This is a genomic window from Kribbella sp. NPDC023972, from assembly GCF_040639075.1.
Lineage (GTDB): Bacteria > Actinomycetota > Actinomycetes > Propionibacteriales > Kribbellaceae > Kribbella.
The window spans coordinates 203,297-222,133 of sequence record NZ_JBEZZH010000008.1; the positions used below are offsets into that span (position 1 = coordinate 203,297).

At 68.5% G+C, this 18,837-nt stretch carries 19 protein-coding genes; 6 read left to right on the plus strand and 13 right to left on the minus strand.

Going from position 1 to position 18,837, the window contains the following annotated elements; genetic code table 11:
• Nucleotide 1: 1 nt before the first annotated feature.
• The 5 genes from AB0F43_RS29135 to AB0F43_RS29155 all read right to left on the minus strand — a co-directional run bounded on the left by AB0F43_RS29135 (nt 2) and on the right by AB0F43_RS29155 (nt 3,854).
• Nucleotides 2–490 carry a pyridoxamine 5'-phosphate oxidase family protein gene (locus AB0F43_RS29135; RefSeq protein WP_360483713.1) on the minus strand — a complete coding sequence of 163 codons (489 nt, stop codon included), beginning with the start codon at nt 488–490 and terminating at the stop codon, nt 2–4.
• A gap of 190 nt (nt 491–680) precedes the next feature.
• Entirely contained in the window at nt 681–1,406 is a 726-nt protein-coding gene (locus AB0F43_RS29140; protein WP_360483716.1) for an isocitrate lyase/phosphoenolpyruvate mutase family protein, read from the minus strand.
• Nucleotides 1,407–1,413: 7 nt separating this feature from the next.
• Nucleotides 1,414–1,878: a carboxymuconolactone decarboxylase family protein gene (locus AB0F43_RS29145; protein WP_360483719.1), complete on the minus strand. Its 465-nt coding sequence runs from the start codon at nt 1,876–1,878 to the stop codon at nt 1,414–1,416.
• Nucleotides 1,879–1,973: 95 nt separating this feature from the next.
• The gene (locus AB0F43_RS29150; protein ID WP_360483722.1) at nt 1,974–2,435 is read right to left on the minus strand and encodes a DUF5994 family protein; all 462 of its coding nucleotides are present in this window, start codon (nt 2,433–2,435) and stop codon (nt 1,974–1,976) included.
• A 336-nt stretch (nt 2,436–2,771) separates the two neighbouring features.
• Entirely contained in the window at nt 2,772–3,854 is a 1,083-nt protein-coding gene (locus AB0F43_RS29155; protein WP_360483725.1) for an acyl-CoA desaturase, read from the minus strand.
• 268 nt (nt 3,855–4,122) lie between these two features.
• On the opposite strand from AB0F43_RS29155, the gene AB0F43_RS29160 reads away from it, so the two are divergent.
• On the plus strand, nt 4,123–4,734 hold the full coding sequence (locus tag AB0F43_RS29160; protein ID WP_360483728.1) for a hypothetical protein: 612 nt from the start codon (nt 4,123–4,125) through the stop codon (nt 4,732–4,734).
• Nucleotides 4,735–5,105: 371 nt separating this feature from the next.
• Nucleotides 5,106–6,500 carry a PLP-dependent aminotransferase family protein gene (locus AB0F43_RS29165; protein ID WP_360483731.1) on the plus strand — a complete coding sequence of 465 codons (1,395 nt, stop codon included), beginning with the start codon at nt 5,106–5,108 and terminating at the stop codon, nt 6,498–6,500.
• On the opposite strand, the gene mmuM is transcribed toward AB0F43_RS29165, so the two are convergent.
• The 6 genes from mmuM to AB0F43_RS29195 all read right to left on the minus strand — a co-directional run bounded on the left by mmuM (nt 6,489) and on the right by AB0F43_RS29195 (nt 12,640).
• Nucleotides 6,489–7,364 (minus strand): homocysteine S-methyltransferase, encoded by an 876-nt coding sequence (gene mmuM / locus AB0F43_RS29170; RefSeq protein WP_360483734.1) that lies wholly within the window; start codon nt 7,362–7,364, stop codon nt 6,489–6,491. The genes AB0F43_RS29165 and mmuM overlap by 12 nt on opposite strands.
• A complete protein-coding gene (locus AB0F43_RS29175; RefSeq protein WP_360483737.1) occupies nt 7,354–8,280 on the minus strand; it encodes an FAD-dependent oxidoreductase in 927 nt (308 codons plus the stop codon). Before AB0F43_RS29175 ends, mmuM begins: the two co-directional genes overlap by 11 nt.
• A 42-nt stretch (nt 8,281–8,322) precedes the next feature.
• On the minus strand, nt 8,323–9,405 hold the full coding sequence (locus tag AB0F43_RS29180; protein ID WP_360483740.1) for an esterase-like activity of phytase family protein: 1,083 nt from the start codon (nt 9,403–9,405) through the stop codon (nt 8,323–8,325).
• Between the two features lie 71 nt (nt 9,406–9,476).
• Nucleotides 9,477–10,799 (minus strand): enolase C-terminal domain-like protein, encoded by a 1,323-nt coding sequence (locus tag AB0F43_RS29185; RefSeq protein WP_360483743.1) that lies wholly within the window; start codon nt 10,797–10,799, stop codon nt 9,477–9,479.
• Nucleotides 10,796–11,710 carry a 5-dehydro-4-deoxyglucarate dehydratase gene (gene kdgD / locus AB0F43_RS29190; protein WP_360483746.1) on the minus strand — a complete coding sequence of 305 codons (915 nt, stop codon included), beginning with the start codon at nt 11,708–11,710 and terminating at the stop codon, nt 10,796–10,798. Before kdgD ends, AB0F43_RS29185 begins: the two co-directional genes overlap by 4 nt.
• Nucleotides 11,711–11,761: 51 nt before the next feature.
• The gene (locus AB0F43_RS29195) at nt 11,762–12,640 is read right to left on the minus strand and encodes a LysR family transcriptional regulator (RefSeq protein ID WP_360483749.1); all 879 of its coding nucleotides are present in this window, start codon (nt 12,638–12,640) and stop codon (nt 11,762–11,764) included.
• Between the two features lie 116 nt (nt 12,641–12,756).
• On the opposite strand from AB0F43_RS29195, the gene AB0F43_RS29200 reads away from it, so the two are divergent.
• From AB0F43_RS29200 to AB0F43_RS29215, 4 genes are read left to right on the plus strand one after another with little or no spacing between them, the layout of a single operon-like run.
• The gene (locus AB0F43_RS29200) at nt 12,757–13,767 is read left to right on the plus strand and encodes a tripartite tricarboxylate transporter substrate binding protein (protein ID WP_360483752.1); all 1,011 of its coding nucleotides are present in this window, start codon (nt 12,757–12,759) and stop codon (nt 13,765–13,767) included.
• The gene (locus AB0F43_RS29205) at nt 13,768–14,265 is read left to right on the plus strand and encodes a tripartite tricarboxylate transporter TctB family protein (protein WP_360483755.1); all 498 of its coding nucleotides are present in this window, start codon (nt 13,768–13,770) and stop codon (nt 14,263–14,265) included. It begins immediately after the preceding gene.
• Nucleotides 14,265–15,767: a tripartite tricarboxylate transporter permease gene (locus tag AB0F43_RS29210; RefSeq protein WP_360483758.1), complete on the plus strand. Its 1,503-nt coding sequence runs from the start codon at nt 14,265–14,267 to the stop codon at nt 15,765–15,767. Before AB0F43_RS29205 ends, AB0F43_RS29210 begins: the two co-directional genes overlap by 1 nt.
• Nucleotides 15,764–17,011, plus strand: a complete 1,248-nt coding sequence (locus AB0F43_RS29215) for a glucarate dehydratase family protein (RefSeq protein WP_360483761.1) — start codon at nt 15,764–15,766, stop codon at nt 17,009–17,011. Before AB0F43_RS29210 ends, AB0F43_RS29215 begins: the two co-directional genes overlap by 4 nt.
• Here AB0F43_RS29215 and AB0F43_RS29220 read toward each other — a convergent pair.
• Both AB0F43_RS29220 and AB0F43_RS29225 read right to left on the minus strand, forming a co-directional pair.
• Nucleotides 16,986–17,741 carry a FadR/GntR family transcriptional regulator gene (locus AB0F43_RS29220; RefSeq protein ID WP_360483764.1) on the minus strand — a complete coding sequence of 252 codons (756 nt, stop codon included), beginning with the start codon at nt 17,739–17,741 and terminating at the stop codon, nt 16,986–16,988. The two genes, AB0F43_RS29215 and AB0F43_RS29220, sit on opposite strands and share 26 nt — an antisense overlap.
• Nucleotides 17,705–18,832: a mandelate racemase/muconate lactonizing enzyme family protein gene (locus AB0F43_RS29225; RefSeq protein WP_360483767.1), complete on the minus strand. Its 1,128-nt coding sequence runs from the start codon at nt 18,830–18,832 to the stop codon at nt 17,705–17,707. The genes AB0F43_RS29220 and AB0F43_RS29225 overlap by 37 nt, the downstream gene beginning before the upstream one ends.
• Nucleotides 18,833–18,837: the final 5 nt, after the last annotated feature.

Sequence of the window (18,837 nt, forward strand, 5' to 3'; positions counted from 1 at the left end):
CTCAGCCGGCTGCCTTCTCCTGGAGGAGGTCTTCGACGGCCTTCGGGAGGGTGGTTTCGAAGTCGAGGAGCTTGGCCCAGGTGGGGGTGACGGTGATGAGCACCATCTCGTCGTAGAGCGCCTTGACGCCGGCTTCCCACCCGGGGTATTGCTCGTCGGTCATCACCTTGTGGCCGGCCGTGAGGTAGCCGTCCGGCACGCCCTGGACGAGTTCGACTTCGGCCGTGCCGCGGATCAGCAGCACCTTCGGGGGGAACGCGCCGGTGTCGATGGTGAGCGCCACCTTCGGGTTCTTGCGCAGTGCCGCGACCTTCGCCGACTTCGGCACGGTGGCCATCACGATCCGCTCACCCTCGATCCAGAACCCGATCGGAATCACCCGCGGGTCGCCGTCCAGGCCGTCGTAGGCGAACCGGGCCGGCTCGGGGCCGTTGAGCAGCTGCTGGGCGTACGGCTTGGCCAGGGTCTCGGCGATCTCGTGCTTGTCCATGGCTCGCATCCTTCCATCGGGAGGTTGTTCTCACCCAGGGGACGAAGCCGGCGAGCCGTCCTCGACATCGATGGGCCGGCGAATCCACTGATCGCCGTCACCGGTCTGCTGACTCAGGGGTTTGTGGTGACGGCCTGAAGTGACCTCGAGCTGATCGGTGGGGCCGTCCTGGGGGCGGCCCCACCCGGTTTCAGCCGAGCGTCGGCAGGAGCTCGCGGAGGCTGGTCATCAGGTGCTTGTGCACGCTGGTGCCGTACGAGATCCGGATGGCGCCGGCCGCGGCCAGCTCAGCCGGCGTCGGCCCACCCGGAGCCGCGTGGGCGTTGACGGGACCGCCGATCCCGGCGATCAACTCCGGCAGGACGTCCAGCGGGGCGAGGATCGGGTAGGTGCAGTCAACGCCGGCCCGGCGGTACTCCCGGCCCCTTCGCACCGCGTCAGCGACATCACCGGCTCCGCCGACGACGAAGTTGTCGATGCGGGCGTTGATGACCAGGTCCGCACCCGCGGTCGCCCGGACCTCGGCCAGGTAGTCCGCCTGCTTCGCCGGGTCGGTCAGCACGTCGTCGACCGAATCCTCCAGGTTGCAGCCCACCGCTCCCGTCTCGAGCAGTCGCTCGGCGAACTCCTTGGCCGGCAGGCGATAGCCCGCTTCCATGTCCGCCGTCACGGGTACGTCGACCGCGCGAGCGATCCGCGCCACCGCGGTGAACATCTCGTCCGCCGGCGTCAGCTGCCCGTCGTCGTACCCGAGGACGCGAGCGACCGCGCCACTGCTCGTCGCGACCGCGGGGAAACCGGCCTCGGCCACGAGCCGGGCGCTGACCGGATCCCAGGCGTTCGGCAGGACCAGCGGCGTACCGCCGTGATGCATCGCGCGGAACAGCTCGGCCTTTGTTGCTGCCGTGGATGTCATGGTGGGCTCAGCTCGGCTTGTAGTGGCCGGGCTCCATCCGCCCGGTGACGCCGATCCGGGTCCACGCATTGATCGTGATGATCAATGCGATCAACTGTGCAAGCTCCTTGTCGTCGAAGACGTTGGCCGCGACGTCGTACACCTCGTCGGGCACGTGATCAACGCTGATCAACGTGATCGCCTCGGTCAGCTCCAGCGCGGCCTGCTCCTGCTCGGAGTAGAAGTTGCGCGATTCCCGCCAGACCGGCAGCAGGCTGATCCGCTGCTGGTCGTCACCGATGTGCAGCAGGTCGAGCGAGTGCATGTCCGTGCAGTAGGCGCAGCCGTTCAACTGGGAGGCGCGGATCCGGACCAGGTGTGCGAGCCTGGGGTCGAGCCCGGTGTCGGACACCGCGTCCAGCGCGATCATCGCCTGGTAGAAGTCGGGAACCAGATTGGCGAGCTTGACCCGCCGCGTCGTCGTTGTGCTCATACCCCCACGCTATGCGGGCATCGGCCCAGGCGGATGGTCCACTTCCATGGCAGATACAGGGGCCAATTCAGGTGCGGACCCGCACCTTGCGGCCGTCAGTTGAGGGTGCGACCCTTGACCACACTCGCGACGAGGTCCTCGGCGCGGATGTGGTTTCCACTCGTGGCGGCGAGCGTCATCGCCGTATCGGCCGTGTCCGCTGCGGTGTCCGCAGGGATGATCGCCAGGTCGACGCGAGCGCCGGCCCTGCCGGACAGCGCGGTGAGCAGGCCCGCCGGCTGGCTGGCGAAGTAGCCCACCTGCACCATTCGCCCGTCGACGGCCAGGCGGCGCGGGTGGCTGTCCCAGTCGTTGCCGTGGAGCATCACCCGGGTGATCGGCCCATGTACGGCGTTCATGGCCAGGACCAGGCCGGGAATCTCGGCGGTGGGATCGGTCGAGCGCGGCCACCAGCCACCGTCGAGAAGTGCGGACGCGTCGGGCTGGAGCCGCAATCGTGGCGTCGACGGCTCGGTCGCGGGCGTGACTGTTGTGCCGTCGTCGGCGGTGAGACTCACGAGAGCCCCCTCAGTGCTGACGACGGCGCAGGACGCGGCGCAACATCCCGAGCCCGGTCGCTTTGAGCCCGGCACGTGGCGCCCGGCGCGGTAGCGGTTTCGAGAGCTCGTCCACGGCCGACGGCGGCGTGGCCGGGGTCGGAGATTCGGGCGTGGTCGAGCTGGAGTGACGTCCGGACATGGGGTCCCCTACGGCAGGGCCGGGGTGGCCGGCACCGAGAAGGGTGCCGTCGATTCCGGAACTGCCCCCACAGTACGCCTGTCTGGACCAGAAAGCGCCCGCTAGCCGGGATCGACGCGGCGAGCGCCTCACCATCACCAGCTGATCAGCCATCCTCATGAGGTCTGCGCCGCTGTCGCAGCCGTCGCGGCCGGGAGGGTGGTCGCTTGGCGAAGGCGGTCACCGACGGCGTGCATGTGGCGTAACCCCTGGGCATAGGAGTCGATGATCCCGGTGGACAGGTACGGAACCCCGATGTGCTGGCAGTGGGCACGGACGGCGCCTTGTGCGTGGCGCAGATTGGCGCGGGGCATGTTCGGGAACAAGTGGTGCTCGATCTGGTAGTTCAGGCCGCCCATCAGCCAGTCAGTGACCAGGTTGCCGTTGACGTTCCGGGACGTGCGGACCTGCTTCTCGAGGTGACCCCACTGGGTGCCGGCCGCGGGCATCTCCATGCCCTTGTGGTTCGGGGCGAACACACTGCCGAGATGAAGCCCGAACAGGGCGTGGTGAAGCAGGGCGAAGGCGATGGCTTTCGGCGGCGACATGATGAGCAGTAGTCCACCGAAGTACGCAGTCAGATGGACGGCGATCAGGCCGAGTTCGACCGCGGCGGTACGACGCGGCCGGCGGCCGAGCAGGTAGGCGATGCTGGAGATCTTCAGGCTGATCCCTTCGAGGGTCAGCAGTGGGAAGAAGATCCGCGCCTGGTTGCGGCTGAGCCAGCCGTGCAGGCCGGTGCGGCCTTCGGCCTGGTCGAGCGTCCAGACCAGTACGCCTGCCGCGACGTCCGGATCCTTGTCTGTGTGGTTCGGGTTGGCATGGTGCCGGTTGTGCTTGTCGTTCCACCAGCCGTAGCTCATCCCGAGCAACAAGTTGGCGTGCAGTCGGCCGATGGCGTCGTGGAGACGGCGGGAGCGCCCGATCTGCTGGTGGCCTGCATCGTGGCCGAAGAAGGCCGCCCGGGTGGTGAAGATCGCGGCCGGTACGGCGAGCAGCAGCACGAGCCAGGAGTTGCCGAGCAGGAGCAGTCCGGCGGCGACCGCGGCCAGGCAGAGCAGGTTGACGACGATCGAGACAAGGTAGCGGCCGGTACGGCGTTCCAGCAGGCCGGAGGTCTTGATCTCGCGCAGGAGCGGAGCGAAGTCGCTGCCTCGGGGTTTGGTGGTGCGGCGCACCAGGGCAGTGGTCGGTGCCATCGGGGTCCTCGAATCGTGATGGCCGGCTTGGCCGCCGGCGCTTGGATGGCATCGCTGCGCGGGTCCAGGCGCTGGTCACGATGACGGCAAATCAGTGTCTATAGGCTGAAACACCGCCCGATCGAAAAAATATTCCCCACGCGACCCGCCAGTGGAAGCGGGACTGATCGCGCTGCGTGGCGGCTCGGGCACCTGAAATCCTTGTGGCGTTGTGCAACTTCGCGCCACGTGGGCGCATCTAACAGGTGTCTCAAAGGGGGGACAAATTGTGAAGTTGATCCACGCCATCCGAAAGCCGATTCACCGACCGATCCGCACTGCTTTTGCCATCCTGGCCGTCGCTGCGGTCCCGGCGGGCGCCGTCGCCGTGCCGGCGCTGGCCGGGCCGTCCAAGGCAGTCGTCACGACAGCCGCCACCAGCACCTGCCCCACCGGCTGGGGATCGTTGCCCGAATCAAGCAACCTCCGCGGTGCCGGCCACCTGACGAACGTTTGGACCGGTCAGCATGCCTGTTTCGACCGCATCGTGTTCGACGTCAAGGGGAAGCCGTCCTGGTTCCTCGTGCGCTACGTTCCGAACGTCTACACCGTGGGAGAAGGCAGGCTCGTGCCGCTGCGCGGAGGCGCCAAGCTGGAGATCATCCTCTCGGTGCCGTCGTACGACAACGACTACCGCAGCACCTACAACCCGGCGAACCACAACGAACTGACCAACGTGCGCGGCTACCGGACCTTCCGGCAGGTCGCGGATGCCGGCAGTTTCGAAGGTGAGACCACGATCGGGCTCGGCGTCCGTGCCCGGCTGCCGTTCCGGGTCTTCACCCTCGCCGGTCAAGGCTCCACCAGTCGCATCGTGGTGGACGTCGCCCACCGCTGGTAATGCTCGAGTTACTGGACCTGCTGCCGTTGTGCAGCAGGTCCAGGCTCATGCCGATTCGGCCGGAAATACTACTGGAATCACCAGCCGAAGAGATAACTTCCGTCCCCGGCGGTGCATCAAACAAGTATCCTGAGGGGGCCGCCGTGAAATCCTTTCGCATCATCCGTTCCGGCAATATTCGCCGATCGATCCGTGCCACCTGCTCGCAGTCGCCGCCGTACCGGTGGGAGCGGTCGCTGGCCCGGCGATCGTCAGCCTCGACGCTGCGCCGGCAGGCATGTTCCTGTCGTGCTCAGCTCCTGTGCACGCGGCTTCCGGTTCGCGGCTCGGACTGGTAACGACCGACGCCGGGTCACATAAGCTCCACTTCCATGGAGGATTCAGCGCCTGATGCTGCCGGAGCTGACCTGCATCTGGATCTGGCGGCGACGCGCGGGCGGAACGACCTGGTCCGGGCGTTGCACGACTCGATCCGGAGCGGGCGACTGCCGGCCGGGACCCGGCTGCCGTCGTCGCGGTCGCTCGCGAAGGATCTCGGCATCGCCCGCAACACGGTCGCCGACGCGTACGGGCAGCTGGTCGCCGAGGGCTGGCTGACCGCTCGCCAGGGCTCCGGCACGGTCGTGGCCAACCGCGCCGGCCCGCCGCCGGACGCCGTACCGTCGCTGTCCGCTTCGTTGTCGAAGGCAAAGAGCTACCGGTACGACCTGACGCCCGGTGCGCCCGATCTGTCCACGTTCCCGCGGAGTGAGTGGCTCGCCGCCGCGCGCAAGGCGTTGCCCTCGGCACCCAACGAGGCCTTCGGGTACGGCGATCCGCGCGGCCGGATCGAGTTGCGCCGCATGCTCGCGGGCTACCTCGCCCGGGCCCGCGGAGTCCGAGCCGATCCGGAGCGGATCCTGATCTGCTCGGGCTATGTGCAGGCGTTGAGCCTGCTCAGCGAGGTGCTGAAGTCGCAGGGCGGCACGACGGTGTCGGTCGAGGAGTTCGGGTACACGTTGCACCTGGACGTGGTCCGGTCGCGGGGTCTCGAGCCGGTGCCGGTCCCGGTCGATGAGTTGGGCGCCTGTGTCTCCGGCCTGTCCGGTCAGGGTGCCTTGCTCACTCCCGCGCACCAGATGCCGACGGGCGTCCCGCTAGCGCCTGAGCGTCGTACGGCGGCTGTCGAGTGGGCGCGGGAAGCCGGAGCGGTGCTGATCGAGGACGACTACGACGGTGAGTTCCGGTACGACCGTCAAGCGGTGGGTGCCCTGCAGGCGCTGGATCCCGAGCGGGTCGTCTACACCGGCACCGCGAGCAAGAGCCTCGCGCCCGGGCTTCGGCTGGCCTGGATGGTGTTGCCGCAGCGGCTGATCGAGCCGGTGGTCGCCGCCAAGCGGACCGCGGACTACCAGACCGCGACGCTGGACCAGCTGACCCTCGCGGAGTTCATTGCCTCAGGCCACTACGACCGCCAGGTACGGCGATCCCGCCTGCACTACCGGCGACGCCGCGACCGCCTGGTCCAGCTCCTCGCCGTCCGCGCGCCCGAAGTCAAGGTCGCCGGCATCTCCGCCGGCCTGCATGTCCTCCTCGACGTCCCCGGCGACGCCGAGGACATCGTCGCCCGCGCCGCCCGGCAAGGCCTCGGCCTCACCACCCTGAGTAACTACCACTTCAACCCCACCCCAGCCACCCGCCAGGCAGTCATCGTCGGCTACGGCACCCCACCCGACCACGCCTACCCCGGTGCCCTGGACCTGTTATGCCAGGTGTTAGGTGTCTAGCGTCTGAGCCAGCGCACGGATGTCGGCCGGGCCGACTCGGCAGCAGCCGCCGATGTATGTCGCACCGGCCGTCAGCCACCCGGGCGCGAGGCCTGCACTGCCGGACGCGTCCCCGGTCCATCGGCGGCCGCCTGCGTCCCAGGACTCGCCACTGTTGGGGTAGGCAACAGCCGGCTTTCCGGTGACAGCGACGGCCGTCTCGACCGCCGGCTGTACGTCGTCCGGCGCGCAGCAGTTGATGCCTACAGCAACCACCTGCTCGATGCCGGCGACGGCGAAGGCGTCGGTCAACGGCTGACCGGCCCGGGTCCGGGATCCCACGATCGAGTACGAGAACCAGGCGGGGAAGTCCAGCTCGGCCAGCAATTCGACGAGCACCGTCGCCTCGTCGACGTCCGGGATGGTCTCGACGGCGAGCAGGTCAGGGCCGGCCTCGATCAGCAGCTCCATCCGAGGGCCGTGGAAATCACGCAGGGCCGCGGCGCTCACGCCGTACCTGCCGCGATACTCCGAGCCGTCCGCGAGCACGGCGCCGTACGGCCCCACCGAAGCAGCCACCAGCCGCCTTTCGCCGGGCAACGAGTCCCGGACCTCGCGGGCGATCCGGACACTGTCGCCGATCAAGCGCTCAGCCTCGTCCCGCGCGACCCCGAAGCGCTCGAAACCTGCCACGCTCGCTTGATAGCTGGCCGTCGTGGCCACCATCGCACCGGCTTCGTAGTACGCGCGGTGGACCGCGGCAATCTCTGCAGGTGCGTCCCGCAGCAGGCGCGCTGACCACAGCGCGTCGGACAGGTCGTGGCCCCGGTCCTCCAGTGCGTTCGACATCCCGCCGTCGAGGATGATCGGCCGATCAGATTCCATGGATCAGCTCTAAGACCTCATTGGCACAGCCCCAGGACAGCGTCACGCCGGAGCCGCCGTGGCCGTAGCAGTGGATGACGGGCTCGCCCGTGGTGGTGCGGACGAGCTCGCAGCGGATGGCCGGGCGGGCCGGACGGAGCCCGACACGATGGCGCAGGATCTTCGCCTTGCGGAGCTGGGGAACCAGTTCCGCGGCGTGGGTGAGGATCTGGTCCGCGGCCGCCGGGTCGACGGCGAGGTTCCAGCTGCCGGGCTCGCTGGTGCCGCCGACAACGACATCCTTCTCGCGCGGGATGACGTAGGTGAGGTCGCCGGGCGCACGATCGGCGATCAGCCAGTCGGTCAGCCCGCACTGCTCGACCGTCATCACCTGGCCGCGGACCGGGGTGACGGTCGGGTCGGAGGCGGTCAGGCGGGCCCCGAGGCCGGTGCAGTTGACGACCACGTCGGCCGAGGTGGGCAGCGCCGACAGCGCCGCGCGGGTCAACGTCCCGCCGGCCTGCTCGAGGCGCTTGACCAGCGACTGAAGGTAGGCCGGCATCTCGATCACCGGTGCGGTGAACGACCACCCGTCCTCGAACCCGGCCGGCGGCGACGCGACCCTGGTCAGATCAGGGAGTACGTCGGCCCAGCGCGGATCCGGCGTACGGTGCACCAGGAACTCGCGCCCGTGCCGCATCCGCACGGACGGCTCGAGCTCGGCCAGCTTGGCGAACTCCTCGTACGACGCCCTGGACCAGGCCGCGACGCGGTCCCCGGGCGCGGACAGGTACGGGTACCAGATCGCGGCCGCCACCGCCGAGGTCGTCTCCAGTGGCAGGTCGCGGGCCAGCACGGCCACGTCGTAGCCACCCTCGGCCAGCCGCACCGCACAGCTCAGCCCGATCACGCCCGCACCGACCACGATCACGCGCATTCACACATTGTGACGTGCCCGGCGGTCTCACGCCACGTGGCGTCAGTGCAGGTCGACCGCCAACGAGTAGAAGCGGGTGATCTGGCTGGTGCCGTTGTTGTCGTCCGAGAGCAGGTAGAGCTGCCGCCGACCGCCCGGCAGGTAGCCGCCCAGAGTAAGGGCTTCCACGTTGTCCAGCAGCGGATTCGGCTGCGGCTGCTTGGCGACGGCGCCCGACGGCGGGCAGTTCACCAGGTCGAACAGCAGCTTCTTCTGCAGGAACACCGTCTCCGGCGCCTCGGCCAGTGACGCCTGCGCGGTCACGTCGACGGCGCGTCGCAGCGACACCGTGAACACGCGGATCGTGTTACCCACGCCGGGTACGAAGGTGCGCTCCATCGATACCAGCTCGTCCCGGTCCACCGCCGCCAGCTCGACCAGCGACAACCCCGGGTCAGTCTTGTAGGCATACTGTGCGACCGGTTGGTAGTCGTGGCCCGGCTGGCCGGCGTACCGGATGATGCGGTTCCGCGAGCGTCCGTCCGCGTCGGTGCCGTCGGGCGCGAGCGGGCCTTCCATCCCGGCGTACAGCGACCGCCCGTCCAAGCCGGCCGCGAGCGATTCGAAGGTCGCGTTGGTCGCCGCCTCGCCGGCGGGCGCGACCTGGAAGCGCGCGGGCACCGGCAGCGAGCCGAGCTGCAGCCCGTCCGACAACCGGAAGCGGCGGATTGACGGCTCCCGCTCGGACGTCGCGAGGATCGTCCGCTCACCGCGCTCGACGACCAGTCCCTCACCGTCGAAGTCAGCGCCCGTGTACGGCGTACCGTCCGGACGCCGCAGGATCGTCATCCCGTTCACACTGATCGTCGGCTTGCTGCTGATCTTCAGGTCGAAGACCCGCGCCGGCGTCGTCCCGACGTTGTCGACCAATGCCACCGCGCTGTTGCGGCCGGTCACGTCCAGCGCCGACAACCCGGCCACTCGCTGGCCGTCGAAGTCTGTCTTGTCCAGCGCGTCACTGAACCCGAGGAACCGGGCATCCGGCGAGCAGGTGCCGCCACCGGGATTCGGGGTGGCCGAAGCGGTCAACGTGGTGGTGAGGGCGGTCAGGACAACAGCAGCGGCGAGTGGCTTCTGCCAGCGCATGGGCGTTCCTCCGGCGAGGTCTGGACGTCTGCAACCGATCGAAACCTACCCCGGGCAACACACGGTGAACATCACCGGACCAGGCAGGGGCGTTTCGGGTCGAAGGTCCAGTTCTTGATCAGGCACTGCATCGCCACTGCGTCGTCGCGTGCACCGAGGCCGTGCGTCAGGTAGAGCTCGTGCGCGGCCTGGAGGGCATCGCGATCCAGTGTGACTCCCAACCCAGGAGCAGTTGGTACGGCGATCGCGCCGTCGACGATCCGCAGCGGCTCCTTGGTCAGTGCCTGGCCGTCCTGCCAGATCCAGTGCGTGTCCAGCGCGGTGATCTCACCCGGCGCGGCCGCGCCGACGTGGGTGAACATCGCCAGCGAGATGTCGAAGTGGTTGTTCGAGTGCGATCCCCAGGTCAGCCCGAAGTCGTTGCACAACTGAGCCACCCGCACCGACCCGGCCATCGTCCAGAAGTGCGGATCCGCGAGCGGGATGTCCACCGCGCCGGCGCGGACCGCGTGCGCCAGTTCGCGCCAATCGGTCGCGATCATGTTGGTCGCCGTACGCAGGCCCGTCGCGCGCCGGAACTCCGCCATCGTCTCCCGGCCGGAGAACCCCGGCTCGGCGCCACAGGGATCCTCGACATACGCGAGTACGTCGTCCAGCCCCGAACACAACGCGATCGCCTCGCGCACCGGCCAGGCGCCGTTGGGGTCGACCGTGATCCGCGCCGACGGGAAGCGCTTCGCCAGCGCGGTCACCGCCTCGATCTCGGCTGCGCCGTCGAACACGCCCCCCTTGAGCTTGAAGTCGGCGAAGCCGTACCGCTCCTGTGCCGCCTCCGCGAGCGCCACCACCGCAGCCGGCGTCAACGCCGACTGCCGTCGCAACGCCGACCAGCGATCACCGAACCCGTCACCGGTCAGGTAGGGCAGGTCCGTGCTCGCGGGATCGCCGACATAGAACAGATAGCCGAGCACCGGCACACGCTCGCGCTGCTGCCCGTCGCCCAACAGCTCGGCCACCGGTACGCCGAGATGCTGCCCGAGCAGATCGAGGAGCGCGGACTCCAGCCCCGTCACCGCGTGCACCGTCGTACGCAGGTCGAACGTCTGCAGGCCACGCCCGCCCGCATCGCGGTCGGCGAAGGTCCGCCCCACCACGCGCAGCAGTTGCCGATAACGGGAGATCTCCTTGCCCACCAGGAGCTCCGCCGCCTCGGAGATCGTCGACGCGATGCTCCCGCCCCCCGGAACCTCGCCGAGACCCGTGTGACCGGAGCTGTCGGTCACGATGACGACGTTCCGGGTGAAGAACGGCCCGTGCGCGCCGCTCAGGTTGAGCAGCATGCTGTCGTACCCGGCGACGGGCACGACCTCGACGGACGTGATGGTGGGTGTCACCTGATCTTGCCGATCAGGTCGGTGAGCTCGGCCAGTTCGTCGGCGGTCAGGTTCTGCAGCGGTGGGCGGACCGGGCCGGCGGAGCGGCCGATCGCGGTGACGCCGGCCTTGACGATCGAGACGGCGTACCCCTTCGTCCGGTCCCGGATGTCCAGGTAGGGCAGGATGAACTCGTTCAGCTTGCGGTACACGGTGGCGCGGTCCTGGGCCAGCACGTCGGCGTAGAAGCCGAGGGCGAACTCGGGGACGAAGTTGAAGATCGCCGACGAGTAGGTGCTGACGCCGAGTTGCAGCAGCGGCAGCGCGAAGGTCTCCGCGGTCGGCAGTCCGCCGATGTAGGTGAGCCGGTCGCCGACGCGGGCGTAGGTGCGGGTCATCAGCTCGATGTTCCCGACGCCGTCCTTGAGGCAGACCAGGTTCTCGTTGCGCTCGGCAAGTTCCGCGACCGAGACATCGGTCAGGATCGCGTTGGCCCGGCTGTAGACGGTGACGCCGAGCGACGTACTGCGGCAGACGGCGGACACGTGCTCGATCAAACCACGCTGACCCGCTTCGGTCAGGTACGGCGGAAGCAGCAGCACACCGTCCGCGCCGGCGGCCTCGGCGGCCTGGGCCTGGGCGATCGCGGTTGCCGTACCCCCGGTGGCGGGTGCGATCACCGGGACCTTGCCGTTGACCTCGGACACCGCCGTACGGACGACCGTGTCGATCTCGGCCGAGGTCAGCGAGAAGCCCTCCCCGGTGCCGCCCGCGGCGAACAGGCCGGCCACGTCGTACTGGCTGAGCCAGGACAGGTGCTCGCGGTAACCGGCTTCGTTGAAGCTCAGGTCGTCGTGGAAGTGCGTGACCGGGAACGACAGCAGTCCGGTCTTGAGCTGAGCGGCGAGTTCGGCAGGGGAGTAGTGGGTCACGCCGTCACAGTAGAAACGCTTTCCGATGCCTGTCCAAGATCATTTTTGGATCTATTCATGCTCTGAGAGCATCGTGAGGACTCGGTGCAGGACCGGGTTGGTTGCCTCGCGGTTCCAGATCGCGTGCAGTTCGACCGGCTCACCCGGTACGCCGACCTCGCAGTACGTCACGCCCTCGACGCCGAGGCTGCGCGCCGACGCGGGGACCAGAGCGACCCCGCGACCGGCCGCGACCAGCAGGATCACGGTGAGGATCTGCTGGACCCGCTGCTCGATCCGCGGATGGGAGTCGGTGAGGAACCGGACCGTCAGCTCGTGGAAGTAGCGGGCCTGGGTCGGCGAGTAGCTGATCACCTGCTCACCGGCGAAGTCGGCCGGGGTCAGCGGCCGGCCGAGCAGCGCGAGCCGATGGTTGCTCGGGACAACGGCGCGCAGCGCCTCCCGGAACACGATCCGGGAGTCCAGCAGCCGGGAGTCGAAGGGCGGCCGGCCCAGTCCCAGGTCCAGCTCACCCCGCAGCAGACCGTCGACCTGCGCCGGCGTGACGCGCTCCTGCAGGATCACGTCCACGTCCGGCAACTCCTCGGAGATCCGCCGGAGCAGCGGGCCGAGCGTGCGGATCGCCGAGGTCGCGGTGAAGCCGAGCCGTAGCGTCCCGGCGGCGCCCCGGTCGACCCGGCGGGCCAGGTCGCCGGCGGTCTCGACGAGCGCGAGCAGGCGGCGGGCCTCGGCCAGGAAGGCCCGGCCGGCCTCGGTCAGCACCACCCGGCGGTTGTCCCGCTCGAGCAGCCGGACGCCGACGGCCCGCTCCAGCTTCTGGACCTGCCGGCTCAGCGGGGGCTGGGTCATGTTGAGTCGCTCGGCGGCGCGGCCGAAGTGCAGTTCCTCGGCGACGGCCACGAAGGCACTCAGTTGGTCGAGCGAGAACATGATTCCCGAAAGGTATCACTCGATGCCTTATCGGCCTTGGACACGCATTATCGGGCCTCCCTACGCTCACGCAATCGGCCCCGCCTAATACTCTCCGCGAAGGAGGAGGATCTCCGATGATGTCCACCCAGTTGAGCCGCCGCGCACTGGTGAGCGCGGCCGCCGGCCTGACGGCATCCGTCGTACTGACCGCCTGTGGCGGGGTGAAGACCACCTCCACCGGCGGAGAGGGCGACTATCCGACCGGCAACATCCAGATGAGTGTCGGCGCTTCGCCCGGTGGCAGCACAGACCTGATCACCCGGGCCATCGCGGAGGGGCTCGGCAAGGAGATGGGCGTTTCGGTGCCGGTGGTGAACAAGCCCGGTGCGAACGGTGCGCTGAACGCCAAGGAACTGCAGTCGGCCAAGCCGGACGGGTACAAGATCGCCGTCCAGAACGCCTCGCTGTTCACCATCACCCCGCTCGCGGTGTCCGCGAACGAGGCGGTGAAGCTCGACGACTTCGACCTGATCGGCGGCATCTCCCAGGACGACTACGTCCTGATCGCACCGGTCGGCTCCGGTCACACGTCGATCGCCGACCTGAAGAAGTCCGGCAAGAACATCAAGTACGGCACCACCGGTGTCGGCACCGGCGCGCAACTGGCCTCGGCACTGACCTTCAAGCAGGCCGGCATCCCGTCCACCGACGTACCGTTCGACGGCGGTGCGCCGGCGCTGACCGCGCTGCTCGGCAGTCAGGTCGACGTGGCAACGATCCAGGTCGGGGACAGCATCGAGCAGATCAAGGCCAAGAAGGTCGTCCCGCTGGCGGTGTTCTCTGACGCGCGGATCAAGTTCCTGCCCGACGTCCCGACCGCGAAGGAGCAGGGGTACGACGTCGTCGTCTCGCAGTACCGCTTCCTGACCGCGCCGAAGGGTACGCCGGAGGACGTGAAGACGAAGCTGGCCGACGCGGCGAACAAGACCTACGCGACCGAGGCGTACAAGAAGTTCAACGACGGCCACTGCCTGACCCCGATCGAGGTGTCGCCGGACGAGGTGCGCAAGATCCTCGACGATTACGCGACGAAGTACAAGGCACAGCTCGACCAGTACGGCATCTCGCTGGCAGGCAAGAAGTAGATGGCCGAGGTCATCGACGAAGAGGCCTTGCGAGCGGAACTTGCTGAGGACCGGCCGCCGCATGCCGGGCCGTGGTCCCAGCTGGGCGCGGCCGTCGTCACCGGGCTGATCGGCGTGGCGGGCGTGATCGGTTCGCTGACACTCGGCCTCGGCCGGCTGACAGCGCCCGGGCCTGGGTTGTGGCCGTTCGTCGTCAGCGCGCTGATCGCCGTACTGTCGGTGGTGCTGGCACTCGTCGGCCGGGGCGGGACGGACACCGAGAAGTTCTCCCGGTCGAGTGTTTTGACGGCGATCGCCGTACTGACGCTGGTGCTGTTCGCCTTCGCGCTGCCGTTGATCGGGTTCGAGATCCCCTCGCTGTTGCTGACGTTCGTGTGGTTGCGGTTCCTCGGCAGGCAGCGGTGGTTCCCGTCGGTCGCCATCAGCGTGGGCACGGTTGCCGGGTTCTACGTCCTGTTCGTGCTGCTGTTGCAGATTCCGCTGCCAAGGTTGATCTGATGGATGGCCTCACCCCGGTGATCGACGGCTTCGGCGTCGTCCTCGAGCCGGCCAACCTGCTCTACTGTCTCGCCGGTGTGGTCATCGGCATGCTGATCGGTGTCCTGCCCGGTCTCGGCCCGGCCGCCACCATCGCGATCCTGCTGCCGATCACGTACGGCGTCGAGCCGGTGTCCGCGATCATCATGCTGGCCGGCATCTTCTACGGCGCGCAGTACGGCGGCACCATCACCTCCGTGCTGCTCCGGCTGCCCGGCGAGGCCTCGTCGGTGGTCACCGTGTTCGACGGTTTCGCGCTGGCCAAACAGGGCAAGGCCGGTACGGCGCTCGGCATCGCCGCGATCGGGTCGTTCTTCGGCGGCACGGTCTCCATCATCGGCCTCACCCTGCTCGCCCCGCTGGTCGCCGAGGTCGCGCTGGACTTCGGCCCGCCGGAGTACGCCGCGTTGTCGCTGTTCGGCGTCCTGCTGGTCGCGACGGTGGGCAACGGCGGCCGGCTGAAGTCGGTCATCGCGGCCGGACTCGGGTTGCTGCTGGCAACGGTCGGCCGGGACACCTTCACCGGAGCGAGCCGCTTCACGTTCGACAGCCTGAACCTTGCCGACGGCATCGACTTCGTGCCGATCGCGATGGGGCTGTTCGGGCTCGGTGAGATCCTCTACAACCTGGAGGAGCGGCACCACAAGGTGCAGGCGCCGGCCAAGGTCGCGAACGTGTGGCCGTCGCGGCAGGATCTGCGCCAGTCGCGGGGCGCGATCGGCCGCGGTTCGGTGATCGGGTTCGTTCTCGGCGTGCTGCCGGGTGGCGGGGCGACGCTGTCGTCACTGGTCGCCTACGCGGTCGAGAAGCGGCGGGCCAAGCAGCCGGAGCGGTTCGGACGGGGTGCGATCGAGGGTGTCGCGGCGCCGGAGACCGCGAACAACGCGGCGGCGACGTCGTCGTTCATCCCGTTGCTGACGTTGGGCATCCCGGCCAACGCGACCATGGCGCTGATGTTCGGCGCACTGCTGATCCAGGGCATTCCGCCGGGGCCGCAACTCGTGTCGGAACACCCGGACCTGTTCTGGGGTGTGGTGAACTCGATGTACATCGGCAACATCCTGTTGCTGATCATGAGCATCCCGATGGTCGGCCTGTTCGTCCGGATCCTGCGGGTGCGGCCGGCGATCCTGGCGCCGATCACGGTGCTGATCACGCTGCTGGGTGTCTACACGGTGGCCAACCAGGTCTTCGACATCTTCCTGGTGATCGTGTTCGGCGTGCTCGGCTACCTGATGAAGAAGTTCGGGTTCGAGCCCGGGCCGCTGGTGCTGGCGTTCGTGCTCGGCAGCGTGATGGAGATCGCGGTCCGGCAGTCGCTGCTGATCTTCGGCGGCAACCCGGCCGGTTTCTTCACCCGGCCCATCTCGGGCACGGTGCTGTTCGCGCTGATCGTCGTACTCGCATTCCCCGCGGTGCGCCACCTGGTCCGGCGCAAGTCCCGGCAGAAGGAGCTGGTGTGACCAGGATTTCCAGGGTTGAGCTGACGCCGGTTGCGTTCGCGGATCCGCCGCTGCTCAACGTGGTCGGAGTGCACGAGCCGTTCGCGCTGCGCACGATCGTCCAGGTGCACACCGATGACGGATGTGTGGGGCTGGGGGAGACGTACGCCGATGACGCGCATCTGGCCCGTCTCGGCGCGGTGGCCGACGTACTGCTTGGGTTGGATGTCTTCGATCTCAACGGACTGCGGCGCCTGGTGGTCGAGGTGCTGTCCGGTGGAGGTACGACGGTCGGCGGGATGCTGAACCTGCAGGACCCGGCCGACGTCGTGCTGTCGCCGTTCGAGGTCGCCCTGCTGGACATCCAAGGCAAGCAGCTCGGCCGGCCGGTGGTGGACCTGCTGGGTGGTGCGGTGCGGGAGTCGGTGCCGTTCAGTGCTTACCTGTTCTACAAGTGGGCGGCACATCCGGCTGGTGACGCGGATGCGTGGGGTGCGGCTCTTGATCCGGCTGGAATTGTTGATCAAGCCCGATCAATGGTTGACCAGTATGGATTCACCGCGATCAAGCTGAAGGGTGGCGTGTTCGAGCCGGCCCAGGAGGTCGAAGCGGTGCGGGCGCTCGCGGCGGCCTTCCCGGACCACAAGCTGCGGATCGATCCGAACTGCGCGTGGACGGTCGAGACCTCGGTGCGAGTCGCCAAGGAGCTCACCGGCGTGATCGAGTACCTGGAGGATCCGACCCCCGGGATCCCCGGTATGGCCGCGGTCGCCGCGCAGACCGACATCCCGTTGGCGACCAACATGTGTGTGATCGCCTTCAACCACCTGAAGCCGTCGGTGCTCGCGGACGCCGTACAGGTGGTGCTGTCGGATCACCACTACTGGGGCGGGCTGCGGCGGTCGCAGCTGCTGGCCGGGATCTGCGACACGTTCGGGATGGGGTTGTCGATGCACAGCAACTCGCATCTCGGCATCAGCCTGGCCGCGATGACACACCTCGCCGCGGCGACGCCGAACCTGACCTACGCGTGCGACACGCACTACCCGTGGAAAACCGAGGACCTGATCAAACCTGGTGTGTTGTCGTTCGTCGACGGCAGCGTCCGGGTGCCCGACGGTCCCGGACTGGGTGTCGAGCTGGACCTCGATGAGCTCGGGCGGTTGCACGAGCAGTACCTGTCCTGCGGGATCCGCAAGCGCGACGACACGTCGTACATGCGGACCGTGCGGCCAGACTTCAGTCCGAATACCGCTCGCTGGTGAGGCGGTGGCGGGTGTTCGACAAGTGCACCCGCGCCGCCGCTCGCGCCGCGTCAGGGTCGGACCGGGTGATCGCGGCGTAGATGTTCTCGTGCTCGAGCACGACGCGGGTCAGGTGGGTCGCGTCGGACATCTCGTACGCCGGATCGAGGCGGGTGCGCGGCAGCATGATCATCATCGGCCCGAGGGAGTCGATCAGCTCGGTGTAGAAGCGGTTCCCGGACGCGGCCGCGACCTTCAGGTGGAACGCGAAGTCCGCCTCGACCGACCGGCTCGGGTCGTCCCCGATCCGCCGGAAGTCGTCCAGCGCCCGCTCGATCGCCTTCAGTTGGTGGTCGGTACGCCGTACCGCCGCCAGCCCGGCCGCTTCACTCTCGACCCCGATCCGGAAGTCGAGCAACTCCACCACATCCCGATGCGAGCGCACCTCGCGGAGGCCGGAGGCCCGTTCCGGCACCTCGAGCACGAACGACCCGCGCCCCTGGAACGTCTCCACCAGCCCCGCGGCCTGCAACCGCGAAATCGCCTCCCGTACCACCGTCCGGCTGACCCCGAACTCCGCCACCAAGGTGCTCTCGGTGGGCAGCCTGTCTCCCGGAGCCAGCTCGCCACTGAGCATCCGCCCCTTCAACCGCTCGACCAGCTCGTGCGCGAGTCCGCGCGCGGCGCCGCGGTCCAGCCCGTCCGGCGCGGCGCTCATCGGGTGCCGAACTCGCAGGAGTCGACCGTCCACGCCGCGCACTGCTCGCTCGTGGTGAAGCCGAGACCGGGACGGTCCGGGACCAGCATGCGGCCGTCCAGCGTCTCCAGACGCTCGTTGAACAAGGGATTCAGCCACTCGAAGTGCTCGACCCACGGCTCGCGCGGGTACGCCGCCGCCAGGTGGAGATGGATCTCCATCGCGAAGTGCGGAGCCAGCTGAAGGCCGTTGTGGTCGGCCAGCGCGGCCAGACGGAGGAAGGGGGTGATACCGCCGATGCGCGGGGCGTCGGGCTGGATGATGTCGGCGGCGCGGGCGTCGATCAGCCGGACGTGCTCGGTGACGCTGGACAGCATCTCTCCGGTCGCGATCGGGGTGTCCAGTGCGGCGGCCAGTTGCGCGTGTCCTTCGGCGTCGTACGCGTCGAGCGGCTCCTCGATCCAGACCAGGCCGAACTCCTCCAGCACGCGCCCGAACCGTAGCGCCGTCGGCCGGTCCCACTGCTGGTTGGCATCGACCATCAGCGGTACGTCGTCGCCGAGGTGCTCGCGGACGGCGCGGACCCGGTCCAGGTCGATCCGGGTGTCCGGCTGGCCGACCTTGATCTTGATCCCGCCGATCCCGTCCGCGAGCGACTTCGACGCGCGCTCCTTGACCTCCTCGATCGGCGCGTGCAGGAACCCGCCCGAGGTGTTGTACGCGCGCACCGAGTCGCGATGCGCGCCGAGCAGCTTCGCCAGCGGCAGACCGGCCCGCTTGGCCTTCAGGTCCCACAACGCGATGTCGATCGCCGCGATCGCCTGTGTCGCCACCCCCGACCGCCCGACCGAGGCGCCGGCCCACAACAGCTTGTCGTACACCTTCGGGATATCCGAAGGATCCGCGCCGATCAGCCCGGCCGCGACCTCCTTGGCATGCGCGTACTGCGCCGGCCCACCGGCCCGCTTGGAGTAGCTGAACCCGATGCCGTGCTGATCCTGCGCGGTCGCGATCTCCGCGAACAGGAACACGATCTCGGTCATCGGCTTCTGCCGGCCGGTCAGCACCTTGGCATCGCTGATCGGCTGGTCGAGCGGGAGGACGACGGACGAGAGACGGACGTGGCGGATCTGATCACTCGGCATCCAGT

What these genes read in the sequence shown, in the direction of transcription:
- AB0F43_RS29135 (WP_360483713.1), bottom strand. Translation starts at nt 490, where the DNA reads ATGGACAAGCACGAGATCGCCGAGACCCTGGCCAAGCCGTACGCCCAG.
- AB0F43_RS29140 (WP_360483716.1), bottom strand. Translation starts at nt 1,406, where the DNA reads ATGACATCCACGGCAGCAACAAAGGCCGAGCTGTTCCGCGCGATGCAT.
- AB0F43_RS29145 (WP_360483719.1), bottom strand. Translation starts at nt 1,878, where the DNA reads ATGAGCACAACGACGACGCGGCGGGTCAAGCTCGCCAATCTGGTTCCC.
- AB0F43_RS29155 (WP_360483725.1), bottom strand. Translation starts at nt 3,854, where the DNA reads ATGGCACCGACCACTGCCCTGGTGCGCCGCACCACCAAACCCCGAGGC.
- AB0F43_RS29165 (WP_360483731.1), top strand. Translation starts at nt 5,106, where the DNA reads ATGGAGGATTCAGCGCCTGATGCTGCCGGAGCTGACCTGCATCTGGAT.
- mmuM (WP_360483734.1), bottom strand. Translation starts at nt 7,364, where the DNA reads ATGGAATCTGATCGGCCGATCATCCTCGACGGCGGGATGTCGAACGCA.
- AB0F43_RS29175 (WP_360483737.1), bottom strand. Translation starts at nt 8,280, where the DNA reads ATGCGCGTGATCGTGGTCGGTGCGGGCGTGATCGGGCTGAGCTGTGCG.
- AB0F43_RS29180 (WP_360483740.1), bottom strand. Translation starts at nt 9,405, where the DNA reads ATGCGCTGGCAGAAGCCACTCGCCGCTGCTGTTGTCCTGACCGCCCTC.
- AB0F43_RS29195 (WP_360483749.1), bottom strand. Translation starts at nt 12,640, where the DNA reads ATGTTCTCGCTCGACCAACTGAGTGCCTTCGTGGCCGTCGCCGAGGAA.
- AB0F43_RS29200 (WP_360483752.1), top strand. Translation starts at nt 12,757, where the DNA reads ATGATGTCCACCCAGTTGAGCCGCCGCGCACTGGTGAGCGCGGCCGCC.
- AB0F43_RS29205 (WP_360483755.1), top strand. Translation starts at nt 13,768, where the DNA reads ATGGCCGAGGTCATCGACGAAGAGGCCTTGCGAGCGGAACTTGCTGAG.
- AB0F43_RS29210 (WP_360483758.1), top strand. Translation starts at nt 14,265, where the DNA reads ATGGATGGCCTCACCCCGGTGATCGACGGCTTCGGCGTCGTCCTCGAG.
- AB0F43_RS29225 (WP_360483767.1), bottom strand. Translation starts at nt 18,832, where the DNA reads ATGCCGAGTGATCAGATCCGCCACGTCCGTCTCTCGTCCGTCGTCCTC.